General features: G+C 68.2%; 14 protein-coding genes. 11 read left to right on the forward strand and 3 right to left on the reverse strand.

The features are described 5' to 3' along the window. The first annotated feature begins 1 nt into the window (after nucleotide 1). The 8 genes from nuoL to HMF7854_RS09040 are packed head-to-tail and all read left to right on the forward strand — an operon-like array spanning nucleotide 2 to nucleotide 8856. Nucleotides 2–2056 carry an NADH-quinone oxidoreductase subunit L gene (gene nuoL, locus HMF7854_RS09005; protein ID WP_126718792.1) on the forward strand — a complete coding sequence of 685 codons (2055 nt, stop codon included), beginning with the start codon at nucleotides 2–4 and terminating at the stop codon, nucleotides 2054–2056. Continuing rightward, nucleotides 2053–3576 carry an NADH-quinone oxidoreductase subunit M gene (locus HMF7854_RS09010; protein WP_126720147.1) on the forward strand — a complete coding sequence of 508 codons (1524 nt, stop codon included), beginning with the start codon at nucleotides 2053–2055 and terminating at the stop codon, nucleotides 3574–3576. Before nuoL ends, HMF7854_RS09010 begins: the two co-directional genes overlap by 4 nt. Beyond that, entirely contained in the window at nucleotides 3576–5003 is a 1428-nt protein-coding gene (nuoN, locus tag HMF7854_RS09015; RefSeq protein WP_126718793.1) for an NADH-quinone oxidoreductase subunit NuoN, read from the forward strand. The genes HMF7854_RS09010 and nuoN overlap by 1 nt, the downstream gene beginning before the upstream one ends. A 5-nt stretch (nucleotides 5004–5008) precedes the next feature. Then, a complete protein-coding gene (locus HMF7854_RS09020; protein ID WP_126720149.1) occupies nucleotides 5009–5695 on the forward strand; it encodes a biotin--[acetyl-CoA-carboxylase] ligase in 687 nt (228 codons plus the stop codon). Beyond that, the gene (locus HMF7854_RS09025) at nucleotides 5688–6164 is read left to right on the forward strand and encodes a GNAT family N-acetyltransferase (RefSeq protein ID WP_221766426.1); all 477 of its coding nucleotides are present in this window, start codon (nucleotides 5688–5690) and stop codon (nucleotides 6162–6164) included. The genes HMF7854_RS09020 and HMF7854_RS09025 overlap by 8 nt, the downstream gene beginning before the upstream one ends. A 9-nt stretch (nucleotides 6165–6173) precedes the next feature. Further along, nucleotides 6174–6959 (forward strand): type III pantothenate kinase, encoded by a 786-nt coding sequence (locus tag HMF7854_RS09030; protein WP_126718794.1) that lies wholly within the window; start codon nucleotides 6174–6176, stop codon nucleotides 6957–6959. Continuing rightward, nucleotides 6956–8593: a ribonuclease J gene (locus tag HMF7854_RS09035; protein ID WP_126718795.1), complete on the forward strand. Its 1638-nt coding sequence runs from the start codon at nucleotides 6956–6958 to the stop codon at nucleotides 8591–8593. The genes HMF7854_RS09030 and HMF7854_RS09035 overlap by 4 nt, the downstream gene beginning before the upstream one ends. Next, on the forward strand, nucleotides 8590–8856 hold the full coding sequence (locus tag HMF7854_RS09040) for a DUF1467 family protein (RefSeq protein ID WP_126718796.1): 267 nt from the start codon (nucleotides 8590–8592) through the stop codon (nucleotides 8854–8856). Before HMF7854_RS09035 ends, HMF7854_RS09040 begins: the two co-directional genes overlap by 4 nt. 27 nt (nucleotides 8857–8883) lie before the next feature. On the opposite strand, the gene HMF7854_RS09045 is transcribed toward HMF7854_RS09040, so the two are convergent. Beyond that, a complete protein-coding gene (locus HMF7854_RS09045; RefSeq protein ID WP_185829220.1) occupies nucleotides 8884–11178 on the reverse strand; it encodes a hypothetical protein in 2295 nt (764 codons plus the stop codon). Nucleotides 11179–11249: 71 nt separating this feature from the next. On the opposite strand from HMF7854_RS09045, the gene HMF7854_RS09055 reads away from it, so the two are divergent. The 3 genes from HMF7854_RS09055 to HMF7854_RS09065 all read left to right on the forward strand — a co-directional run bounded on the left by HMF7854_RS09055 (nucleotide 11250) and on the right by HMF7854_RS09065 (nucleotide 14816). Next, nucleotides 11250–12431: a hypothetical protein gene (locus HMF7854_RS09055; RefSeq protein WP_126718798.1), complete on the forward strand. Its 1182-nt coding sequence runs from the start codon at nucleotides 11250–11252 to the stop codon at nucleotides 12429–12431. A gap of 68 nt (nucleotides 12432–12499) precedes the next feature. Further along, nucleotides 12500–13492 carry a DUF2336 domain-containing protein gene (locus tag HMF7854_RS09060; RefSeq protein ID WP_185829221.1) on the forward strand — a complete coding sequence of 331 codons (993 nt, stop codon included), beginning with the start codon at nucleotides 12500–12502 and terminating at the stop codon, nucleotides 13490–13492. Continuing rightward, complete coding sequence (locus HMF7854_RS09065; RefSeq protein ID WP_126718800.1) at nucleotides 13476–14816, forward strand: sensor histidine kinase; 1341 nt, start codon at nucleotides 13476–13478, stop codon at nucleotides 14814–14816. Before HMF7854_RS09060 ends, HMF7854_RS09065 begins: the two co-directional genes overlap by 17 nt. Nucleotides 14817–14909: 93 nt before the next feature. On the opposite strand, the gene HMF7854_RS09070 is transcribed toward HMF7854_RS09065, so the two are convergent. Together HMF7854_RS09070 and gltX are read right to left on the reverse strand one after the other, a co-directional pair. Continuing rightward, on the reverse strand, nucleotides 14910–16199 hold the full coding sequence (locus HMF7854_RS09070; protein ID WP_126718801.1) for a citrate synthase: 1290 nt from the start codon (nucleotides 16197–16199) through the stop codon (nucleotides 14910–14912). Nucleotides 16200–16201: 2 nt separating this feature from the next. Next, nucleotides 16202–17599, reverse strand: coding sequence for a glutamate--tRNA ligase (gene gltX / locus HMF7854_RS09075; RefSeq protein WP_126718802.1), 1398 nt, complete (start codon nucleotides 17597–17599; stop codon nucleotides 16202–16204). Nucleotides 17600–17666 lie beyond the last annotated feature (67 nt).

The following is a 17666-nucleotide window of genomic DNA, read 5'->3' on the forward strand; positions in this document are numbered from 1 at the left end:
CGTGCAGAGCATCATTCTCATCGTCTTCCTGCCGCTGCTGGCCGCGATCGTCGCTGGCCTGGGCGGACGCTGGATCGGCAAGGTTCCGGCCAAGGCGATCACCACCGCCGCGCTGTTCGTCAGCTGCGCGCTGTCCTGGCCGATCTTTCTGTCCTTCCTCGCGGGGACCGCCGAGGCGCAGGTCGTGCAGGTGTTCGACTGGATTCACTCGGGCGACATGAACGTCGCCTGGTCGCTGCGGGTCGACGCGCTGACCGCGGTGATGCTGGTGGTCGTGACGAGCGTCTCGAGCCTCGTCCACCTCTACAGCTGGGGCTACATGGCGGAGGACCCAAGCCAGCCTCGCTTCTTCGCCTATCTGTCGCTGTTCACCTTCGCCATGCTGATGCTGGTGACCGCCGACAGCCTGGTGCAGATGTTCTTCGGCTGGGAAGGGGTGGGCCTCGCTTCCTACCTGCTGATCGGGTTCTGGTATTACAAGCCGTCAGCCAACGCCGCCGCGCTCAAGGCCTTCGTCGTCAACCGCGTCGGCGACTTCGGGTTCAGCCTCGGCATCTTCGGCACCTTCCTGGTGTTCGGCACCGTCTCGATTCCCGCGATCCTCGCCGCCGCGCCCGGCATGGCGGGCTCGACCATCCATTTCGCCGGGATGACCGTCGAAACGATGACCCTCCTCTGCCTGCTGCTGTTCGTCGGCGCGATGGGCAAGTCGGCGCAACTCGGCCTCCACACCTGGCTGCCCGACGCGATGGAGGGCCCGACCCCGGTCAGCGCGCTGATCCATGCCGCGACGATGGTCACCGCCGGCGTGTTCATGGTCTGCCGCCTGTCGCCGATGTTCAACGTCTCGCCGACCGCCCTGACCGTGGTCACCTGGATCGGGGCGCTGACCTGCATCTTCGCCGCAACGGTCGGCTGCGTGCAGAACGACATCAAGCGGGTGATCGCCTATTCGACCTGCTCGCAGCTGGGCTACATGTTCTTCGGTGCGGGCGTCGGCGCTTATGGCGCGGCGATGTTCCACCTCTTCACGCACGCCTTCTTCAAGGCGCTGCTGTTCCTTGGCGCCGGCGCAGTCATCCACTCGATGCACCACGAGCAGGACATGCGCTATTATGGCGCGCTGCGGCGGGCGATCCCGATCACCTTCGCGGCGATGGTCGCGGGCACGCTGGCGATTACCGGCGTCGGAATCGAGGGCGTGTTCGGCTTCGCGGGCTTCTACTCCAAGGACGCCATCCTCGAGAGCGCCTGGGCCGCGGGCACGACGCAGGGAACCATCGCCTTCTGGATCGGCAGCTTCGCGGCGCTGCTCACCAGCTTCTACAGCTGGCGGCTCATCTTCCTGACCTTCTTCCAGAAGCCGCGCTGGGCCGCGTCGGAGCATATCCAGCACGCGCTTCATGGCGATCACCACGACCATCCCGACGAGGAGCATGGCGACAGCGAGCACGACTCCCATGCGGTGCCGGTAACCGGCGACGGCGGCTACCATCCGCACGAGAGCCCCTGGCCGATGCTGGTGCCGCTGGCGCTGCTCTCGCTCGGCGCGGTGCTCGCCGGCTTCGTCTTCGCGCATTGGTTCGTCGGACCGGAAACGGCGGGCGAGTTCTGGAAGGGCAGCCTCGCGTTCAATCCGCACCTGGCGGAAGCGATCGAGCAACTGCCATTCCTGGTCAAGTTCACGCCAACCATCGTCATGCTGGTCGGACTGTTCATCGCCGTCCGCAACTATCTGCTCGATCCGGACGCACCGGCCCGCTTCATCGCGGCCACGGGGGGCTTGCACACTTTCCTCATGCACAAATGGTATTTCGACGAGCTCTACAATGCCGTCTTCGTTCGCCCGGCGCTGTGGTTCGGCCGGCTGTTCTGGCATCGTGGCGACGAGCAGACGATCGACCGCTTCGGCCCGCACGGCGCAGCGGTGCTGGTTGCCGCGGGCAACCGGGCGACCGCTCGGCTCCAGTCCGGCTATCTCTATTCCTACGCCCTCGTCATGCTGCTCGGCCTGATCGCCGCGGCCGGCTGGGTCATGCACTGGGCGGCGCGCTGATGGGCTTTCCGATCCTCACGGCACTGATCGCGGTGCCGTTGCTGGCGGCGCTCGCCTGCCTGTTCGTCAGTGCCAGCAGCGCGCGCTGGATCGCGCTGGTGGCGACCCTTGTCGACTTCGCGCTCGGCTGCGTGCTGTGGGCGGGCTATGTCCCGGGCGGCCCGCAGTGGCAGTTCGTCGAGAACATCCCGCTCGGCGGCAGTTTCGCCTATGCGCTCGGCATCGATGGCATCGCGCTGGTGCTGATCATGCTCTCGACCTTCCTCATGCCGATCTGCATCGGCGCGAGCTGGCAGGCCATTACCAAGCGCGTGCCCGAATATATGGCCGCCTTCCTGCTGATGGAGGCGCTGATGATCGGCGTCTTCGCCGCGCAGGATTTGTTGCTCTTCTACGTGTTCTTCGAGGGCGGCCTCATCCCGATGTACCTGATCATCGGCATCTGGGGCGGCGCCGATCGGATCAAGGCCGCATACAAGTTCTTCCTCTACACGCTGTTCGGCTCGGTGCTGATGCTGATCGCGATGCTGGTGATGATCAACGTCGCCGGCACCAGCCGCATCCCCGAACTGATGGTCTACAACTTCGACCCGTCGCTGCAGTGGTGGCTGTGGCTGGCCTTCTTCGCCAGCTTCGCGGTCAAGATGCCGATGTGGCCGGTGCACACCTGGCTGCCGGATGCGCACGTCCAGGCGCCGACGGCGGGGTCGGTGATCCTCGCCGGCGTGCTGCTGAAGATGGGCGGCTATGGCTTCATCCGCTTCTCGCTGCCGATGTTCCCGGAAGCCTCGGCAGTGTTCCTTCCGCTGGTCTTCGCCTTGTCGTCGATCGCGGTGGTCTACACCAGCCTGGTCGCGCTGGTGCAGCGGGACATGAAGAAGCTGATCGCCTATTCGTCGGTCGCCCACATGGCGTTCGTTACCTACGGCCTATTCGCCTTCAACGTGCAGGGCCTCGACGGCGCGATGATCGTGATGCTGAGCCACGGCCTGGTTTCGGGCGCGCTCTTCTTATGCGTCGGCGTCATCTACGATCGCATGCACACTCGCGAAATCGCTCAGTACGGCGGACTGGCGAACAACATGCCCGCCTACGCGCTGCTATTCCTGCTGTTCACCATGGCGAGTGTCGGTCTACCCGGGACCAGCGGCTTCGTCGGCGAATTCTTGTCGATGGTTGGCACCTACAAGGCGTCGAGCTGGGGCGCGATCTTCGCGACGACCGGGATCATCCTGGGCGCGGCCTACATGCTCTACCTATACTGGCGGATCAGCTACGGCGCTGCCAGGACCGAGGAGGCGTCCCGCATGCCGGACCTGTCCGCGCGGGAATGGGCCCTGCTCGCGCCGATCGCCGCCGCGGTCATGTGGATGGGTATCTATCCCGAGAGCTTCCAGCGTCCATTCCGCGGCGACATCGAGTGGCTGCAGACCCATCGCCTCGCCAAGGCTGCCCCGGCCGGCGATGCCCACCTGACGCCCGGCAAGGGCATGCCCCAGACGGCCGAGGCCCACCACTGATGTTCGCTCCCATCCTCCCCGAGCTGCTCCTGGGCACCGGCGGCATCGTGCTGATGCTGGTCGCGGCTTTCTGGCGGCGCACTTCCTCCTTCTGCCACGCGGCCGCAGTCGCTCTGCTGGTCGCCGCCTGCTTCGCGCTAATCGGCCCGGCCCAGACCAGTGGCCCGATCTACGGCGGCATCCTCGCGGCCGACACGTTCTCGGCATTCGGCAAGCTGGTCATCTTCCTTTCCGCCGCGGTCGCCATCATCGCCGCGCACGGCTGGTTCGACCGCGACTTCGAGCATGGCGCCGAATATCCGGTCCTGCTGCTCTTCTCCGCGGTCGGTATGGCGGTGATGGTCAGCGCGCGCGACCTCATCACCCTTTACGTCGGGCTCGAGCTGCAGAGTCTCGCGGCCTACGTCCTCGCCTCCTACCGCCGGACGGACGAGCGGTCCGCCGAGGCGGGGCTGAAGTATTTCGTACTCGGCGCGCTCGCGAGCGGCATCCTGCTGTACGGCATCTCGCTGCTCTACGGCTTTACCGGGACGACGGGCTTCACTGGCGTCGCCGCCGCCTTCGTGCGCGAGGGCACCACCTCGATCGGGCTGCTGTTTGGGTTGGTTTTCCTGCTCGCCGGTCTCGCCTTCAAGATCAGCGCGGTGCCGTTCCACATGTGGACGCCCGACGTCTACGAGGGCGCGCCGACGCCGGTCACCGCCTTCTTCGCCTCCGCGCCAAAGGTGGCCGCGCTGCTGCTCTCGACCCGGGTCTGCCTCGAGGCGCTCGCGCCGGCGACCGAGGCGTGGCGCCAGATCGTCATCTTCGCTTCGCTCGCGTCTATCTTCCTCGGCGCGATCGCGGCATTCGGGCAGACCAACGTCAAGCGATTGCTCGCCTACTCGTCAATCAACAACGTCGGCTTCGTGCTGATCGGGCTCGCCGCGGGCGGCCGCGCCGGCGCTCAGTCGGTGCTGTTCTACGTCGCCGTCTATGTCGTCATGACGCTCGGCGCTTTCCTTTGCGTGCTCAAGCTGCGCGAGGAGGACGGAACGCCGTTCGAGAGCCTCTCGCGGCTCGCCGGCCTGTCGCAAACCCGGCCGGGCCTTGCGCTCGCGCTCGCCATCTTCATGTTCAGCCTGGCTGGCATCCCGCCGCTATTCGGTTTCTGGCCCAAGCTGATGGTGTTCCAGGCCGCGATCAACGCGGGGTTGGTGCCGCTGGCGGTGGCGGGCATCATCGGTACGGTGGTCGGCGCCTATTATTACATCAAAGTCGTCAAGATCATGTACTTCGACGAGGCGGCCGCGCCGCTCGGCCGCTTCCGTGCGCCGATCGAGAGCGCGCTGATCATGGTTGCGGCGGTGATCGTCTCGCCACTGGGCTACCTGCTGATCGGGCCGCTGGGGACGCTGACGGCCAACGCCGCGAGCGTGATCCGCTGAGCAGGATCCGCTTCGTCGAGCGGACCGGTTCGACCAACGCCGACCTGCTCGCCAACGCCGCCGCGCCTGACGGCGAGTGGCTGGTCGCGCTCGAGCAGCAGGACGGGCGAGGCCGGCAGGGCCGCGAGTGGACCTCGCCGCCCGGCAATTTCTATGGCTCGACGCTGATCGCTTTCGGGCCGAATGATCCGCCCGCACAGGCGCTCTCGCTTGCGGCCGGCATCGCGCTCATCCGCGCGGTCGAGGCGGCGGCGCCCGCCACCGGGCTGATGCTCAAGTGGCCGAACGACCTTCTGCTCGGAGCGGGCAAGCTCGGCGGCATCCTGCTCGAGCGAAGCGGGGACCGGATTGTCGCGGGCTTCGGCGTCAATCTCGCGGCCGCGCCAGACTTCGCCGATCGCCCAACCGCGGCGCTGTCCAGCGTGTCGCTGGTCAGCCCGGAGTCGTTTGCCCCGCTGCTTGCCGCCAGCATGGACCGGGCGATGAACCTGTGGCGGAGCGACCTGGAATCGCTCCGGTCGATGTGGCTGGAAAGCGCGCATCCGCTGGGAACCAGGCTGACCGTGCACGGTGGCGACGGCGAACTTGTCGCCGGACGGTTCGAGGGGCTGGAACCCGACGGCGCTCTCCGGCTTCGGACCGATGATGGACAGCTTCGCACCCTCCACGCGGGAGACGTCAGCCTTGGCTGAGCGCCACCTGCGTCCGGTAACCCCGGACGACCTCGACCTGATCTCCGGCCACCGCCGCCGAATGTTCCTGGAAAATGGTCGGCCGCCGCGCGCGGTCGACGCGGCCGAGGGCCCGTTCCGCGAGTGGTTGCGCCGTCATCTCGCTGACGGCAGCTACTTCGGCTGGATCGTCGAGCAGGATGGCGCTTCGGTGGCCGGGTGCGGGATGATGGCGATCGAGTGGCCGCCGCATCCGATCCACCCTGACCAGGACCGGCGCGGCTACGTCCTCAACGTCTACGTCGAGCCGGGCCACCGCGGTGAGGGCCATGCCCGGGCTCTGATGGAGCGATGCTGCGGTGAGGCTCGCCGGCGCGGGCTGCGCTACGTCATCCTTCATGCCACCGCGCAGGGCCGGCCGCTCTACGAAAAGCTCGGGTGGGAGGACACGGCGGAAATGGCGCTGGTCGTCCTGTCCGAGGAAGAATAGAGCGAGCCGATGCTTCTCGCGATCGACGCCGGCAACACCAACCTGGTCTTCGCACTGGTCGACCACGAGCGGCAGATCCGTGCCCGCTGGCGGATCGCGACCGACCCCCGGCGGACGGCGGACCAGTATGCGGTATGGCTCCACCAGCTGCTTGAGCTGGAGGGTTTCACCCGCGACGACGTTGACGCGGTGATCATCGGCACGGTGGTGCCGCGCGCGCTCCACAATCTGCAGGTCCTTTCGAGCAAATATTTCCACCGCGAGGCCTTGGTCGCGGGGCAGGGGAGCGCGGCGTGGCCGATCCGGCTAGATGTCGACGAGCCGGAGAATGTCGGTGCCGACCGCGCGCTCAACGTCATCGCCGCGCACGCCAAATATCCCGGCGATCTGGTCGTCATCGATTTCGGCACCGCGACGACCCTGGAGGTCGTCGACTACAGCGGAGCCTACAAGGGCGGGATCATCGCGCCCGGGATCAATCTCAGCCTCGACGCACTCGTCGGGGCAGCAGCCAAGCTGCCGCGGATCGCGATTGAAGCCCCGGAGAGCCGCAGCGTCATCGGGCGCACGACCAACAGCCAGATGCTGTCCGGCATCTACTGGGGCTATGTGGCGATGATTGAAGGACTGCTAGCGCGGGTGAAGGCGGAAATCGGCCGTCCCGTGACGGTGGTTGCGACCGGCGGCCTCGCCGTCCTGTTCAATCGGCATACCGATGCCTTCGACGCGCTCGAGCCCGATTTGACCATTCAGGGGCTGGCGCTCCTCCATCAGCAGGTGACTCAGAAAGCATGACCCCCGGCGACGAGCTTCTCTTCCTGGCGCTCGGCGGCTCGGGCGAGATTGGCATGAACGTCAATCTCTACGGCACGCAGGGCAAGTGGCTGATGGTCGACTGCGGCCTGACGTTCAGCGATCATGACTACCCCGGGATCGACCTTGTCCTACCCGACCTCGACTTCATTGAGCGGCGGCGGCGCGACCTGGTCGGCATTGTCCTGACGCATGGTCACGAGGACCATATTGGGGCGCTTCCCTACCTCGCCGCCGACCTCCAGGTGCCGCTCTACGCCTCGCCCTTCACGGCCGGGCTGATCGCCGGCAAGCTGGAGGAGGAGGGGCTGACCGGCACTGTTCCGCTCCGCATCGTCGAGCGTGGCGCGTCGGTCGATCTCGGACCGTTTAAGGTGCGCTGGGTTCCGCTCGCCCACTCCATTCCCGAGGCCAACGGCCTGCTGATCGAGACTACCCGGGGCAAGGTCTTCCACACAGGCGACTGGAAGATCGACCGAACGCCGGTGCTTGCCCAGCCGAGCACTCCCGAGGCGCTGACCAAGATCGGCGACGCGGGCGTGCTGGCGCTGGTGTGCGACTCGACCAACGTCTTCACCGAGACGGAGAGCGGCAGCGAATCGGACGTCTACCAAGGCCTCCTCGACAGCTGCCGGGACGCGCCGGGCCGCATGCTCGTGACGACCTTCGCCTCCAACGCCGCGCGGATGGAGACGATCGGGCGGGTGGCGGTCGAGACGGGGCGCCAGGTTTGCGTGGCCGGCCGTTCGCTTGACCGCATCCTGAAGGTGGCGCGTGCGACTGGCTATCTGCGCGACTTCCCCGAGCCGATTCGGTTCGACGAGGCGATGCGCCTGCCGCGACGCGAGGTGATGATCATCGCGACCGGTGGCCAGGGCGAGCCGCGCGCGGCGCTTGGCCGGATCGCCTTTGGCCAGCATGAACTCAAGCTCGGCGAGGGTGACACGGTCATCTTCTCGTCCAAGCAGATCCCCGGAAACGAGGTCGCGATCAGACGGATCATGAACGCGCTCAGCGACCTGGGCGCACTGATCATCACGGATCGCCAGGCGCATGTTCACGTCTCGGGCCATCCGGGTCGGCCCGAGCTGCTCCAGATGTACCGCTGGATCCGGCCCGAAATCCTGCTGCCGGTTCATGGCGAGGACCGGCACATCGCCGAACAGGCGCGGCTCGGGGCGTCGGCGGGCATCCCGTACAATTTTCGACAGACCAACGGCGACCTGGTCCGCCTCGCCCCGGATGGCCCGGTCAAGATCGGCGAGGAGAGGGTCGGGCGCCTGGTGCTCGACGGCGACGTGATCCTATCCTCCGACGGCGCCACCATCAATCAGCGGCGCAAGATCGCCTTTTCCGGGCTGATCGCCGTATCGATCGTGCTTGACCGCCGTGGCGCGCTGGTCGGGGAGCCGCAAGTCCGTCCGGTCGGCGTGCCAGTGGAGGAGGACCGCGAGGACTTCATCCGTGACGCCGCCGGAAGCGCGGCCAAGGCGGTCGGCGCCGGGATCGACGAGGAAGCGCTGAAGGAGAATGTCCGGCTCGCCGTCCGCCGCTGCGCGACAGCCTGGACGGGAAAGAAGCCGGTGGTCGAGGTGCTGATCACCCGCCTGCCATGAAGTGGACGTCGATCAGCGCGATCTACTTCCTGTTCTGGACGTTCAGCGCCTTCGTCCTCCTGCCCTTCGGGGTGCGGACGAGCGAGGAGGCGGGCGAGGAGCGGATCCCGGGCCAGGCCGACAGCGCGCCGCACCGGTTCGACCTATCGCGCCACCTGCTGCGCACGACGGTCGTCGCGACTGCCCTGTTCGCACTCTATTATCTCAACTGGACGTTCGGCTGGATCGGCACCGACGCGTTCGACTTCTACCACCCGAACTGATCGCTCGCGGCCAGCGCCGGGCGCAGGTCAGCGCTTCCGATCGACCAGTGGCGCCAGCGCTGCGTAGAGCCGGCCCATGTCGCTCGCCATCAGCGTCACCGCGATCGGACCACCATCCCGCTCGGCATGGACCCGGCGGAGCATCGCCTCGAAGTCGTGGACGTAGCGGTTCACCGCAGCCTGGAACTCGCGATCGTTCTCGTAATGCTGCGGAAGTCCGCGCTGCTCGGCACCGCCGATGAGCCGCGCCGCGCGCCGCGTGAAGGCGCCGCGATCGCCCTTGAGGTAAGCCTGCCAGCTGCGCTCGTCGACTTCGTCCGAAAGGATCTTGCCGACATCGATCGAAGCCGAGTTCATCGAGTCGATCAGCATCGATACGCGGCGGGCGAAGGCCTCGCTATCGCCGGCTCGCTGCGCTTGCTGGTTGCGTTCGATATGCTCCTCGAGTGCGCTGGCGGTCTGGCCGATGGTAAGCATCTGGCGAGTCAGCCGCTCCGACGCCGTCCGCGCCGCCTCCACCGCGCGCACCGCCACGTCCTCGATCTCGCGAAGCTGGCTGGCGACGCTCTCGTCGACCGCCTTCTGCAGCGCGGCCCGGGTCGCGTCGGACATCCGCTCGGCGCTGTCGGGGATGACCGCAGCAATCGCCTCGCGGGCGCGCTCGGCTGCGTGCGCCGAGGCTTCCTTGACCTGCACCATCGCTTCGACCAGCGCGGGGGCCGTCTCGCCCTGCAGCCGCGCCGCTTCCGACTCGGCTGCCGACAAGGCATCACGCAGCGAGCCAAGGCGGGTTTCGGCCGAGCCGACGCCCTCGTCGACCGAGGCGAGCAGACCCGCCAGCCGGTCCTGCTGCGCCGCCATCGCGCGCTCCGCTGCCTCAAGCCGGGTCGCCGCCTCGTCGCTCGCCGCGCGCATCCATTCGATCTCCGGCTTGGCGCTGGCGACCGCGGTCCCGAGCCGCTGAGCGCCGCCCTCGGCCTCGCCGAGCGCCGCGCTGATCAGGTCGCGGACGTCGACGGCGAGCCCGTCGACCAGGCCGCGCAGCGCGCCGGTGCGATTCGATAGCGCCTCGACCGAGCCGTCGCTGGCGGCCGCCTGCATGGTGAGATGCTCGAGCTCCGAGCGGAGCTGGCGGAGCGAGCCGCTGACCGCCTCGGCGCGGCGATCGCCCTGGTCGGCCATCACCGCGAAGCGTTGGTCGAGTTCGGCGATTGCGCGATCGGTGTCGGCGATGAGCGCGCGCGAGGCGCGATCCTGCTCGGCGAGCTGGCGGGTGATCCGGTCGAGCGAGGCGTTGGCGCCCTGCAGCCGCTGACCGATCGTCTCGGCCGCCTCGATGCCCGCCCGCCCAAGCGCGGCGGAGGCCTGCTCGGTCAGCGCAGTGACCGCCTCGGCCTGCACGTGGATGCCGTGACGGACCTCATCGAGCGCATGCGCGGTGCGGTCGAGCAGCTGGTCGACGATCAGCGCGGCGGCCTCGCCGGTTTCGGTCACCCGCGCCGCGGCGCCAAGAGAGGCGCTCTCGATCTGGTTCAGCGTGCCGACCAGCCGGTGCGCGGCGCTGCCGACATGATGGTCCGCCTCGCGGGCGCGGTTGGTGATGGCCGACAGCGCGCTCTCGAGCGCCGCCGCCTGCTGCCCCGCTTCGTGCCCGGTGCCACGCAGGTTCTCGGCCATGGCGCGGGCAATCGCCTCGGCCCGGGGAAGATCGTCGAGTAGCACGCCGAGGTCGATCCGGGCGTTCTCCGCCGCGCGGTCGAGCGCGACGCCGTGCCGCGCGAGCGTCTCCGCACCCGAGCCCATTTCCCGCGTGATCCCGGCGAGCTTGTGGGTGGCTTCGTCGCCTAGCCGCATCAGCCGGTCGGCCATGGCGGTGAGCGCATGCTGTTCCTCGTCGATCCGCTGTCGAAGGACGCCGAGCAGGCCCTCGAGCGAACGGGCTTCCTGCCGCATGGTCACGACCGACTGGGTAAAGCGCTCCGCCTCGCGCCGGCGGGTCCGGCCGAATACCAGCCAGGCAAGACCGATCAGCGCGAGCGGGCCCGCGGCGATCGCCAGCCACTGGGCAACGGCGGGAAGGGCCAGCGCGGTCCCGCCCAGCGCCCGACCGGCGGCCCAGGCCGCAAAGCCGACCCACAGGAAGGCGAGCACGGCGAGCGCCCCGCCGAGCACCGCCCGGCCGCCCGCGCCGGTCTCGCGCTGTTCGCCATAGTCCGCCTGCACCGCTTGCGGGTCGAACCCCGCCCAGGGATCCACCGCCTCGTCCACGGGCGGCAGGGGCTCTTGCTCGGAGAGCGACGCTGACTGGCTGATCGGGTTCATGACGGGCAGTTTACCATCTTTCCTTGGCGGCGAAAGCGCCTAGGTAGCGGGGCGAGGGGTGGGAGAGACGAATGGCGCCGGGCGCCCTGATTGCTGCTTATCAGGAAGACGATCTGGGTGGATTGCGAGCTCTGCTTCCGCTCGCCGGCCGGACTCTGGTCGAATATCAGGCGCGCTGCGTCGCGGCTGCCGGCTGCACCCCGATCGTCCTGCTGGTCGAGCGCATTCCGGCCGAGTTGGCGGCGGCGGTGGAACGGCTGCGCGGGGAGGGGATCGCCGTCACCCCGGTGACCGACGGCAACGAGGCCGCATCGCGTTTCGAGGCCGGTGCGCTGGTGCTCAATGTCGCCGACGGGCTCGCCCCCGACATCCGCCTGGTCGAACGGATCGCCGCCGCTGACAGCGCGGTGGTCGCGGTCGTCCCTGACGACGAGCTTCACGAACGATTCGAGCGGATCGATGGCGAGACCCGCTGGGCCGGCCTTTCACTGGTGACCGGGCAAACCTTGGGCTCGACCGCATCGATGCTGGGCGACTGGGATCTGCAGTCGACGCTGCTTCGGCGCACCATCCAGGCCGGCGCGGCGCGCATCCCCGCCGGCGTGTCGGAGCCGCTGCTGGCCGAGCGGCCGGGCGATCTCGCCACTTTCCAGCGGCGCCTGCTGCTCGCCTCGCGCGGGGTCCGGCGGGACTGGACCAGCCGCTTCCTCCTGCCGATCGTCGAGGAGTTCGCGACCGAGAAGCTGATGGAGCGGTCGGTGCCGCCGGACTGGTTGCTGGCCGGCGCGGTGGGGCTGCTCGGCATCGCCGCGGTTTGCCTGTCGCGCGGCTGGCTGCTTGCCGCGGCCGTGCTGCTGCTCCTGTCGCTTCCGCTCGATCTTGTCGCGGAGCGATTGGCGGTGCTTCGGCTGAAGCCGCTGCGGCGCAACCTCCTGACCCGGCGGCTGCTTTGGCCGCTGATCGGGATCGCGCTGCTGTTCGCCGGCTGGTGGGCGTCGCGCCACGGCAGCGGCTGGGGGGCGATGGCGACCGCGCTGACCGCTACCGGCTTCGCGGAGGCGCAGCGTGTCGAACGCGGGCTCGACGACCTGCCCGCCGACGGCTGGCTGTTCAGCCGCCGCAACGCCATCCTGCTGTCGCTGCCGCTGCTTGTCGCCCAGGCGCCGGCCACCCTGGTCAGCATGCTGGCGCTTTATGCCGCCATCAGTTTCTTCTTCGTCCAGCACCTGCGCCACAGCATCATTCGCGATTGACGCCGCGTTAATCCTGTTCCTCTAACAGGACCTGCATGTTGCCAGAGGAATGGCCGATCGCTGCCGAGATGGCTGACCGCCCGGTCCACCCTGCGCGCCCCGCGCGGGAGCGCCGGCTTGCGGTCGTGCGCACCGATTTCTTCCTGCCGGAAGCCGAGCGGCTTACCGAGCAAGAGCGGGCGTTGATGACGGCAATGCTGCTCGGGCTGGTCGAAAGCCTGTCCGACGAGATTAGGGTCGAGCTGCCCGGCTCCGCACCGCCGGTCGGCGAGCCGGACGCGGCGCTCCTGTGCGCGCGGCTGGGCGAGACCGGGCTGCTGCAGCAGGACCGATTGGTCGCGCTGCTGCTGCGCCGGGCCGACGAGGCGCGGGTCGCCGATCAGCTTGTTTCCGGCGGTGCGACTCCGCGCTTCGTGCAAGGGCTGGTTAGTCACCACAACAGCATCGTGGCCGAGGCGGCGATGGGCCTGGTCCTCGCGCGCGGGCGGCGGCGCGACCGCTTCGGGCATGTCGGGGTGGATTTTGCGGACCTCGACGGCGACACCGCCGTGCTGCTCGCCCATGCACTGGCGGCGGCTCTGGCCGTCGAGACCGAGCGGGGGGACGAGCCGTTCGCCCATGCCGCCGACGCGCTGCTCGGCCGACACGACGAAGGCCTGCGGCTGGAGGCCATAGAGGGACGGCTGATCGCCGCGCTTCAGGCTGGCGGCGAGCTCGACGACGCCTTGCTGCTGACGCTCGCGGACGAGGGCGAGCTTGGGCTGCTCACCGCAGCACTCGCCGAGCGAGCGGGGATCAGCGGTGACGAAGCATGGGAGAGGCTGAGCTGCCCCGGCAGTGGCCGGCTCGCCGAGCTGCTGCGGATCGCGGCAGTTACGCGGCCGGCGGCAGCCTCGTTGTTTGCCGGGATCGGCGCGGTCATCGGCCTTCAGGACCCGGCCGGAGAAATCGGCCGCTTCGACCAGATCAGTGGCGCGCAGGCCGAGGCTTGCCGCCGCGCGCTTCGTCTTAACCCCGCCTATCGTCGCGCCGCGGACCGGTTGCATGGCCAGCGCGGCTGAGCTCCCGCCCTTCGGCGGTCTGCTCGACCGGGTGGGCCACTTGGTCGAAGCCGACGAGCCGCTTGCGCGCCTGCAGCAGGAAGCCGGGTCCGCGCTCGGGCAGCCGCTAGCCGTGCCGCAGCTCGCCGCGCTGGCCCGGCTCGCCCGGCGGCTCGGCGTGCCCATCTCGCGTCCGATCATCGCCGCGGGGGCACGCCGCGACATCGACCTGTGGGTGCGAGCAGAGCCGGCCGACGATCAGGTGCGTCTGATCGTCGAACGCTGGACCGAACGGCCACCCGCAAGCCCACGCTGGGCGCTCGCGCTCGCCCCCGAGCCGGAGCCGGAGCCAAGCTCGGCGGACGAGCAATGGAGCACCGATCGCGAGCTTCGGATCACCCGCATCAGCGACGGGCTTGCGCGCTGGCTGGCGATCACGCCGGAAGCTGCGCTCGGCAACCCGCTCACCCGACTCGTCCGGCTTGAGGAGGATGAAGAGGGCGCAATCCCGCTGATGGTCGCGCTGGCCGGCCGACGCGGCTTCTCCGGCCAGGCTGCTAGCCCCCGGTCGGCCGGCAGCGAACCGCTGCTGCTCGCGGCCGAGGTGCTGACCGATCCCGCAGGACAATTCGCCGGGTTCGAGGGCCGGGCCACGCTGGCCGCCGCCGAGGCGTCGCGCTCCGCCGCGGCCGTTGCCCAGGCCAGCAGCGACGTGGACCATGCGCTCGACGAGGCGCTGCGCAGCCCGCTGGACCGGATCATCGCCGAGGCGGAGCAGATCGTCGATCGCTCCGAAGGGCCGCTGCGGTCAGATTATGCGGCCTACGCCAGCGACATCGTCGCTGCCGGGCGCCATTTGCTCGAAGTGATCCGGGCGATGGGCAAGGAGCCGGCGGAAGAAGATGGCCGTGTCGACCTCGGCGATCTCGCCCGGGAGGCGGTCGGCCTGGTCGAGAAGCGGGCGCAGGAGCGGAGCGTGAACCTGGTCGCAAGCGGCGAGCGTGGGGCGCTCCCGGTTCGCGGGCAGTCCCGCGCCATCGTGCAGATCCTCGTCAACCTGATCGGCAACGCGGTCCGCCACTCGCCCCAGGGCGGGCAGGTCGAGCTACGCTTTGGCGGCGGTCCGCTTACCTCGGTCACGATCGCGGATCGCGGTCCCGGGATTGCACTTCAGGACCAGCAGCGCATCTTCGAGCGGTTCGAGCAGGCCGGCCAGCCAAGGGAAGGCGCCGGACTCGGCCTCGCCATCTCGCGCCGGCTGGCCCGCGCTATGGGCGGCGACATTCATCTCGAGAGCGTGGCAGGGCAAGGCGCCCGCTTCACGCTGATGCTGCCGGCCGCCTGAGCGGAAACCCGCGGAACAGCGGGACACGATCATTCCGGACTGCACGACGACCGAAGTCCCGACCTTGCGCCGGGACGACGGCCGCCATGCCACTTACTTGCGGTCGCCGACCTGGACGTAGTCGCGCTGCGCGGAGCCGGTATAGAGCTGGCGCGGACGGCCGATCTTCTGTTCGGGATCGGCGATCATCTCGTTCCACTGCGCGACCCAGCCGACCGTTCGGGCGAGCGCGAAAAGGGCGGTGAACATCTCCGTCGGGAAGCCAATCGCGTTGAGGATCACGCCCGAGTAGAAATCGACATTCGGATACAGCTTCTTGTCGATGAAATAGCTGTCGCTGAGCGCGATATGCTCGAGTTCCTTGGCGACATCGAGGACGGGGTCGGAGATGTTGAGCTCCTTCAGCACCTCGTCGGCAGTCGCCTTCATCACCTTCGCCCGCGGGTCGAAGTTCTTGTAGACGCGGTGGCCGAAGCCCATCAGGCGGAATGGGTCGTCCTTGTCCTTGGCCCGGGCGATATACTCCGGAATCCGCTTTACGTCGCCGATCTCGCGCAGCATGTTCAGCGCCGCCTCGTTGGCGCCGCCGTGGGCGGGACCCCACAGGCAGGCGATGCCAGCCGCGATACAGGCGAACGGATTGGCGCCCGACGAGCCGGCCAGGCGAACAGTCGAGGTCGACGCGTTCTGCTCATGGTCGGCATGGAGAATAAAGATCCGCCGCATTGCCCGCTCGATGACCGGATTGACCTCATAATGTTCGGCCGGGACGCCGAAGGTCATGCGGAGGAAGTTGGCGGTGTAGCCGAGGCTGTTGTCGGGATAGAGGAACGGTTGGCCGATGCTGTACTTGTAGGCCATCGCGACCAGTGTCGGCATCTTGGCGATCAGCCGGTGCGAGGCGATCAGGCGCTGCTGGGGGTCGGTGATGTCGGTGCTGTCGTGGTAGAAGCTCGACAGGGCGCCGACCACGCCGACCAGCACCGCCATCGGGTGCGCGTCGCGCCGGAAGCCGCGGAAGAAGGTCGCCAGCTGCTCGTGGACCATCGTGTGGCGGCTGATGGTGTAGACGAACTTGTCCAGCTCGTCCTTGTTCGGAAGCTCGCCATGGAGCAGCAGATAGGCAACCTCCATGAAGGTCGAATTCTCGGCCAGCTGATCGATCGGGTAGCCGCGGTGGAGAAGGATGCCCTGCTCGCCGTCGATGTAGGTGATCGCACTCTGGCAACTGGCGGTCGAGGTGAAGCCCGGATCGTAGGTGAAGGCCCCTGTCTGGCCGTAGAGCTTGCGGATATCGACGACGTCGGGACCGACCGTCCCCGACATGACCGGGAGCGGCACGTCCTTGCCGGCAAGGTTCAGCGAGGCGCTGTCGTTCGACATCTTCATTGCTCCGTCATCTGGTCGGCGATCCGGGCCAGGCTTTCCGTCTGGCCGAGAAGGGCGAGCACATCAAAAATCCCCGGACTGGTCGTCCGACCCGTCAGCGCCGCGCGCAGTGGCTGGGCAAGCTTGCCGAGCTTGAGCCCGGCCTTGTCAGCCACCGCGCGAACCGCTTCTTCCGTCCCCTCTTTGTCCCAGTTCTCGATCTTCGCAAGTGCAGCATGGGCCTGACCGAGAAGATGGCGGGACGACGCGTCAAGCAGGGCTGCCGCGCCGGGCTCGACGGCGAGCGGCCGGGTTGCGAACAGGAAGTCGGCGGCACCCGCTAACTCGTTCAGATCCTTGGCCCGGGCCTTCAGTTCCGGCATGGCGCGCTCGAGCAGGGCGAGATCCTCCGCCTCCCTCCCGCCGCGACGGGCCGCCGCGAGCGTCGCCAGCCGGGCGTCGTCCGCTTCCCTAATATAGTGGCCGTTGAGGTTCTCGAGCTTCTTGAGGTCGAATCGGCTCGGGCTCTTGCCGACATGGTCGATGTCGAACCACTCGATCGCCTGCTCGCGGCTGATGATCTCGTCGTCGCCATGGCCCCAGCCGAGACGGAGCAGGTAGTTGCCGAGCGCCTCGGGCAGGATCCCCATCTCGTCGCGATAGGCGTCGACCCCGAGTGCACCGTGGCGCTTGGACAGCTTCGCCCCGTCCGGCCCGTGGATCAGCGGGATATGCCCGTAGACCGGCTCTGGCCAGCCCATCGCGCGGACGATCGCCAGTTGGCGGAAGGCGTTGTTGAGGTGGTCGTCGCCGCGGACCACATGGGTGACGCCCATGTCATGATCATCGACTACGACCGCCAGCATGTAGGTGGGGGTGCCGTCGGAGCGGAGCAGGACGAAGTCGTCGAGTTCGGCGTTGGCGACCGTGACCCGGCCCTGGACCAGGTCGTCGATAAGCGTCTCGCCGTCCTTCGGCGCCTTGAGGCGGACGACGAATGGCTGGTCGGCGGGACCGTCCGTCCGCTCACGCCATTCACTGTCGATGCGGAACGGGCGGCGCTCGGCCTGCGCCTTTTCGCGCCGATCCTTCAGCTCCTCGGCGGTCAGGTAGCAGCGATAGGCGGAACCGCGCTCGATCAGCTGGTGCGCAACCTCGGCGTGCCGCTTCTCGAACTGCGACTGGAAATAGGGCTCGCCGTCGCCCTCGATCCCGAGCCATGACAGTCCGTCGAGAATGGCGTCGATCGCGGCCTGGGTCGAGCGGGCGCGATCCGTGTCCTCGATCCGCAGCAGGTAGGTGCCGCCGTGATGACGCGCGAACAGCCAGTTGAACAGCGCCGTCCGGGCACCGCCGATATGAAGGTAACCGGTGGGCGAGGGGGCGAACCGGGTGACGACCTTGCTTGCGCTCAAGCGCGCTTTCCTCTTTCATTGCGGCGCCGGATCGCGCGGGGTGGGGCCCTAGGGTGTATTTGCATGT

This window comes from Sphingomonas ginkgonis (assembly GCF_003970925.1).
Lineage (GTDB): Bacteria > Pseudomonadota > Alphaproteobacteria > Sphingomonadales > Sphingomonadaceae > Sphingomicrobium > Sphingomicrobium ginkgonis.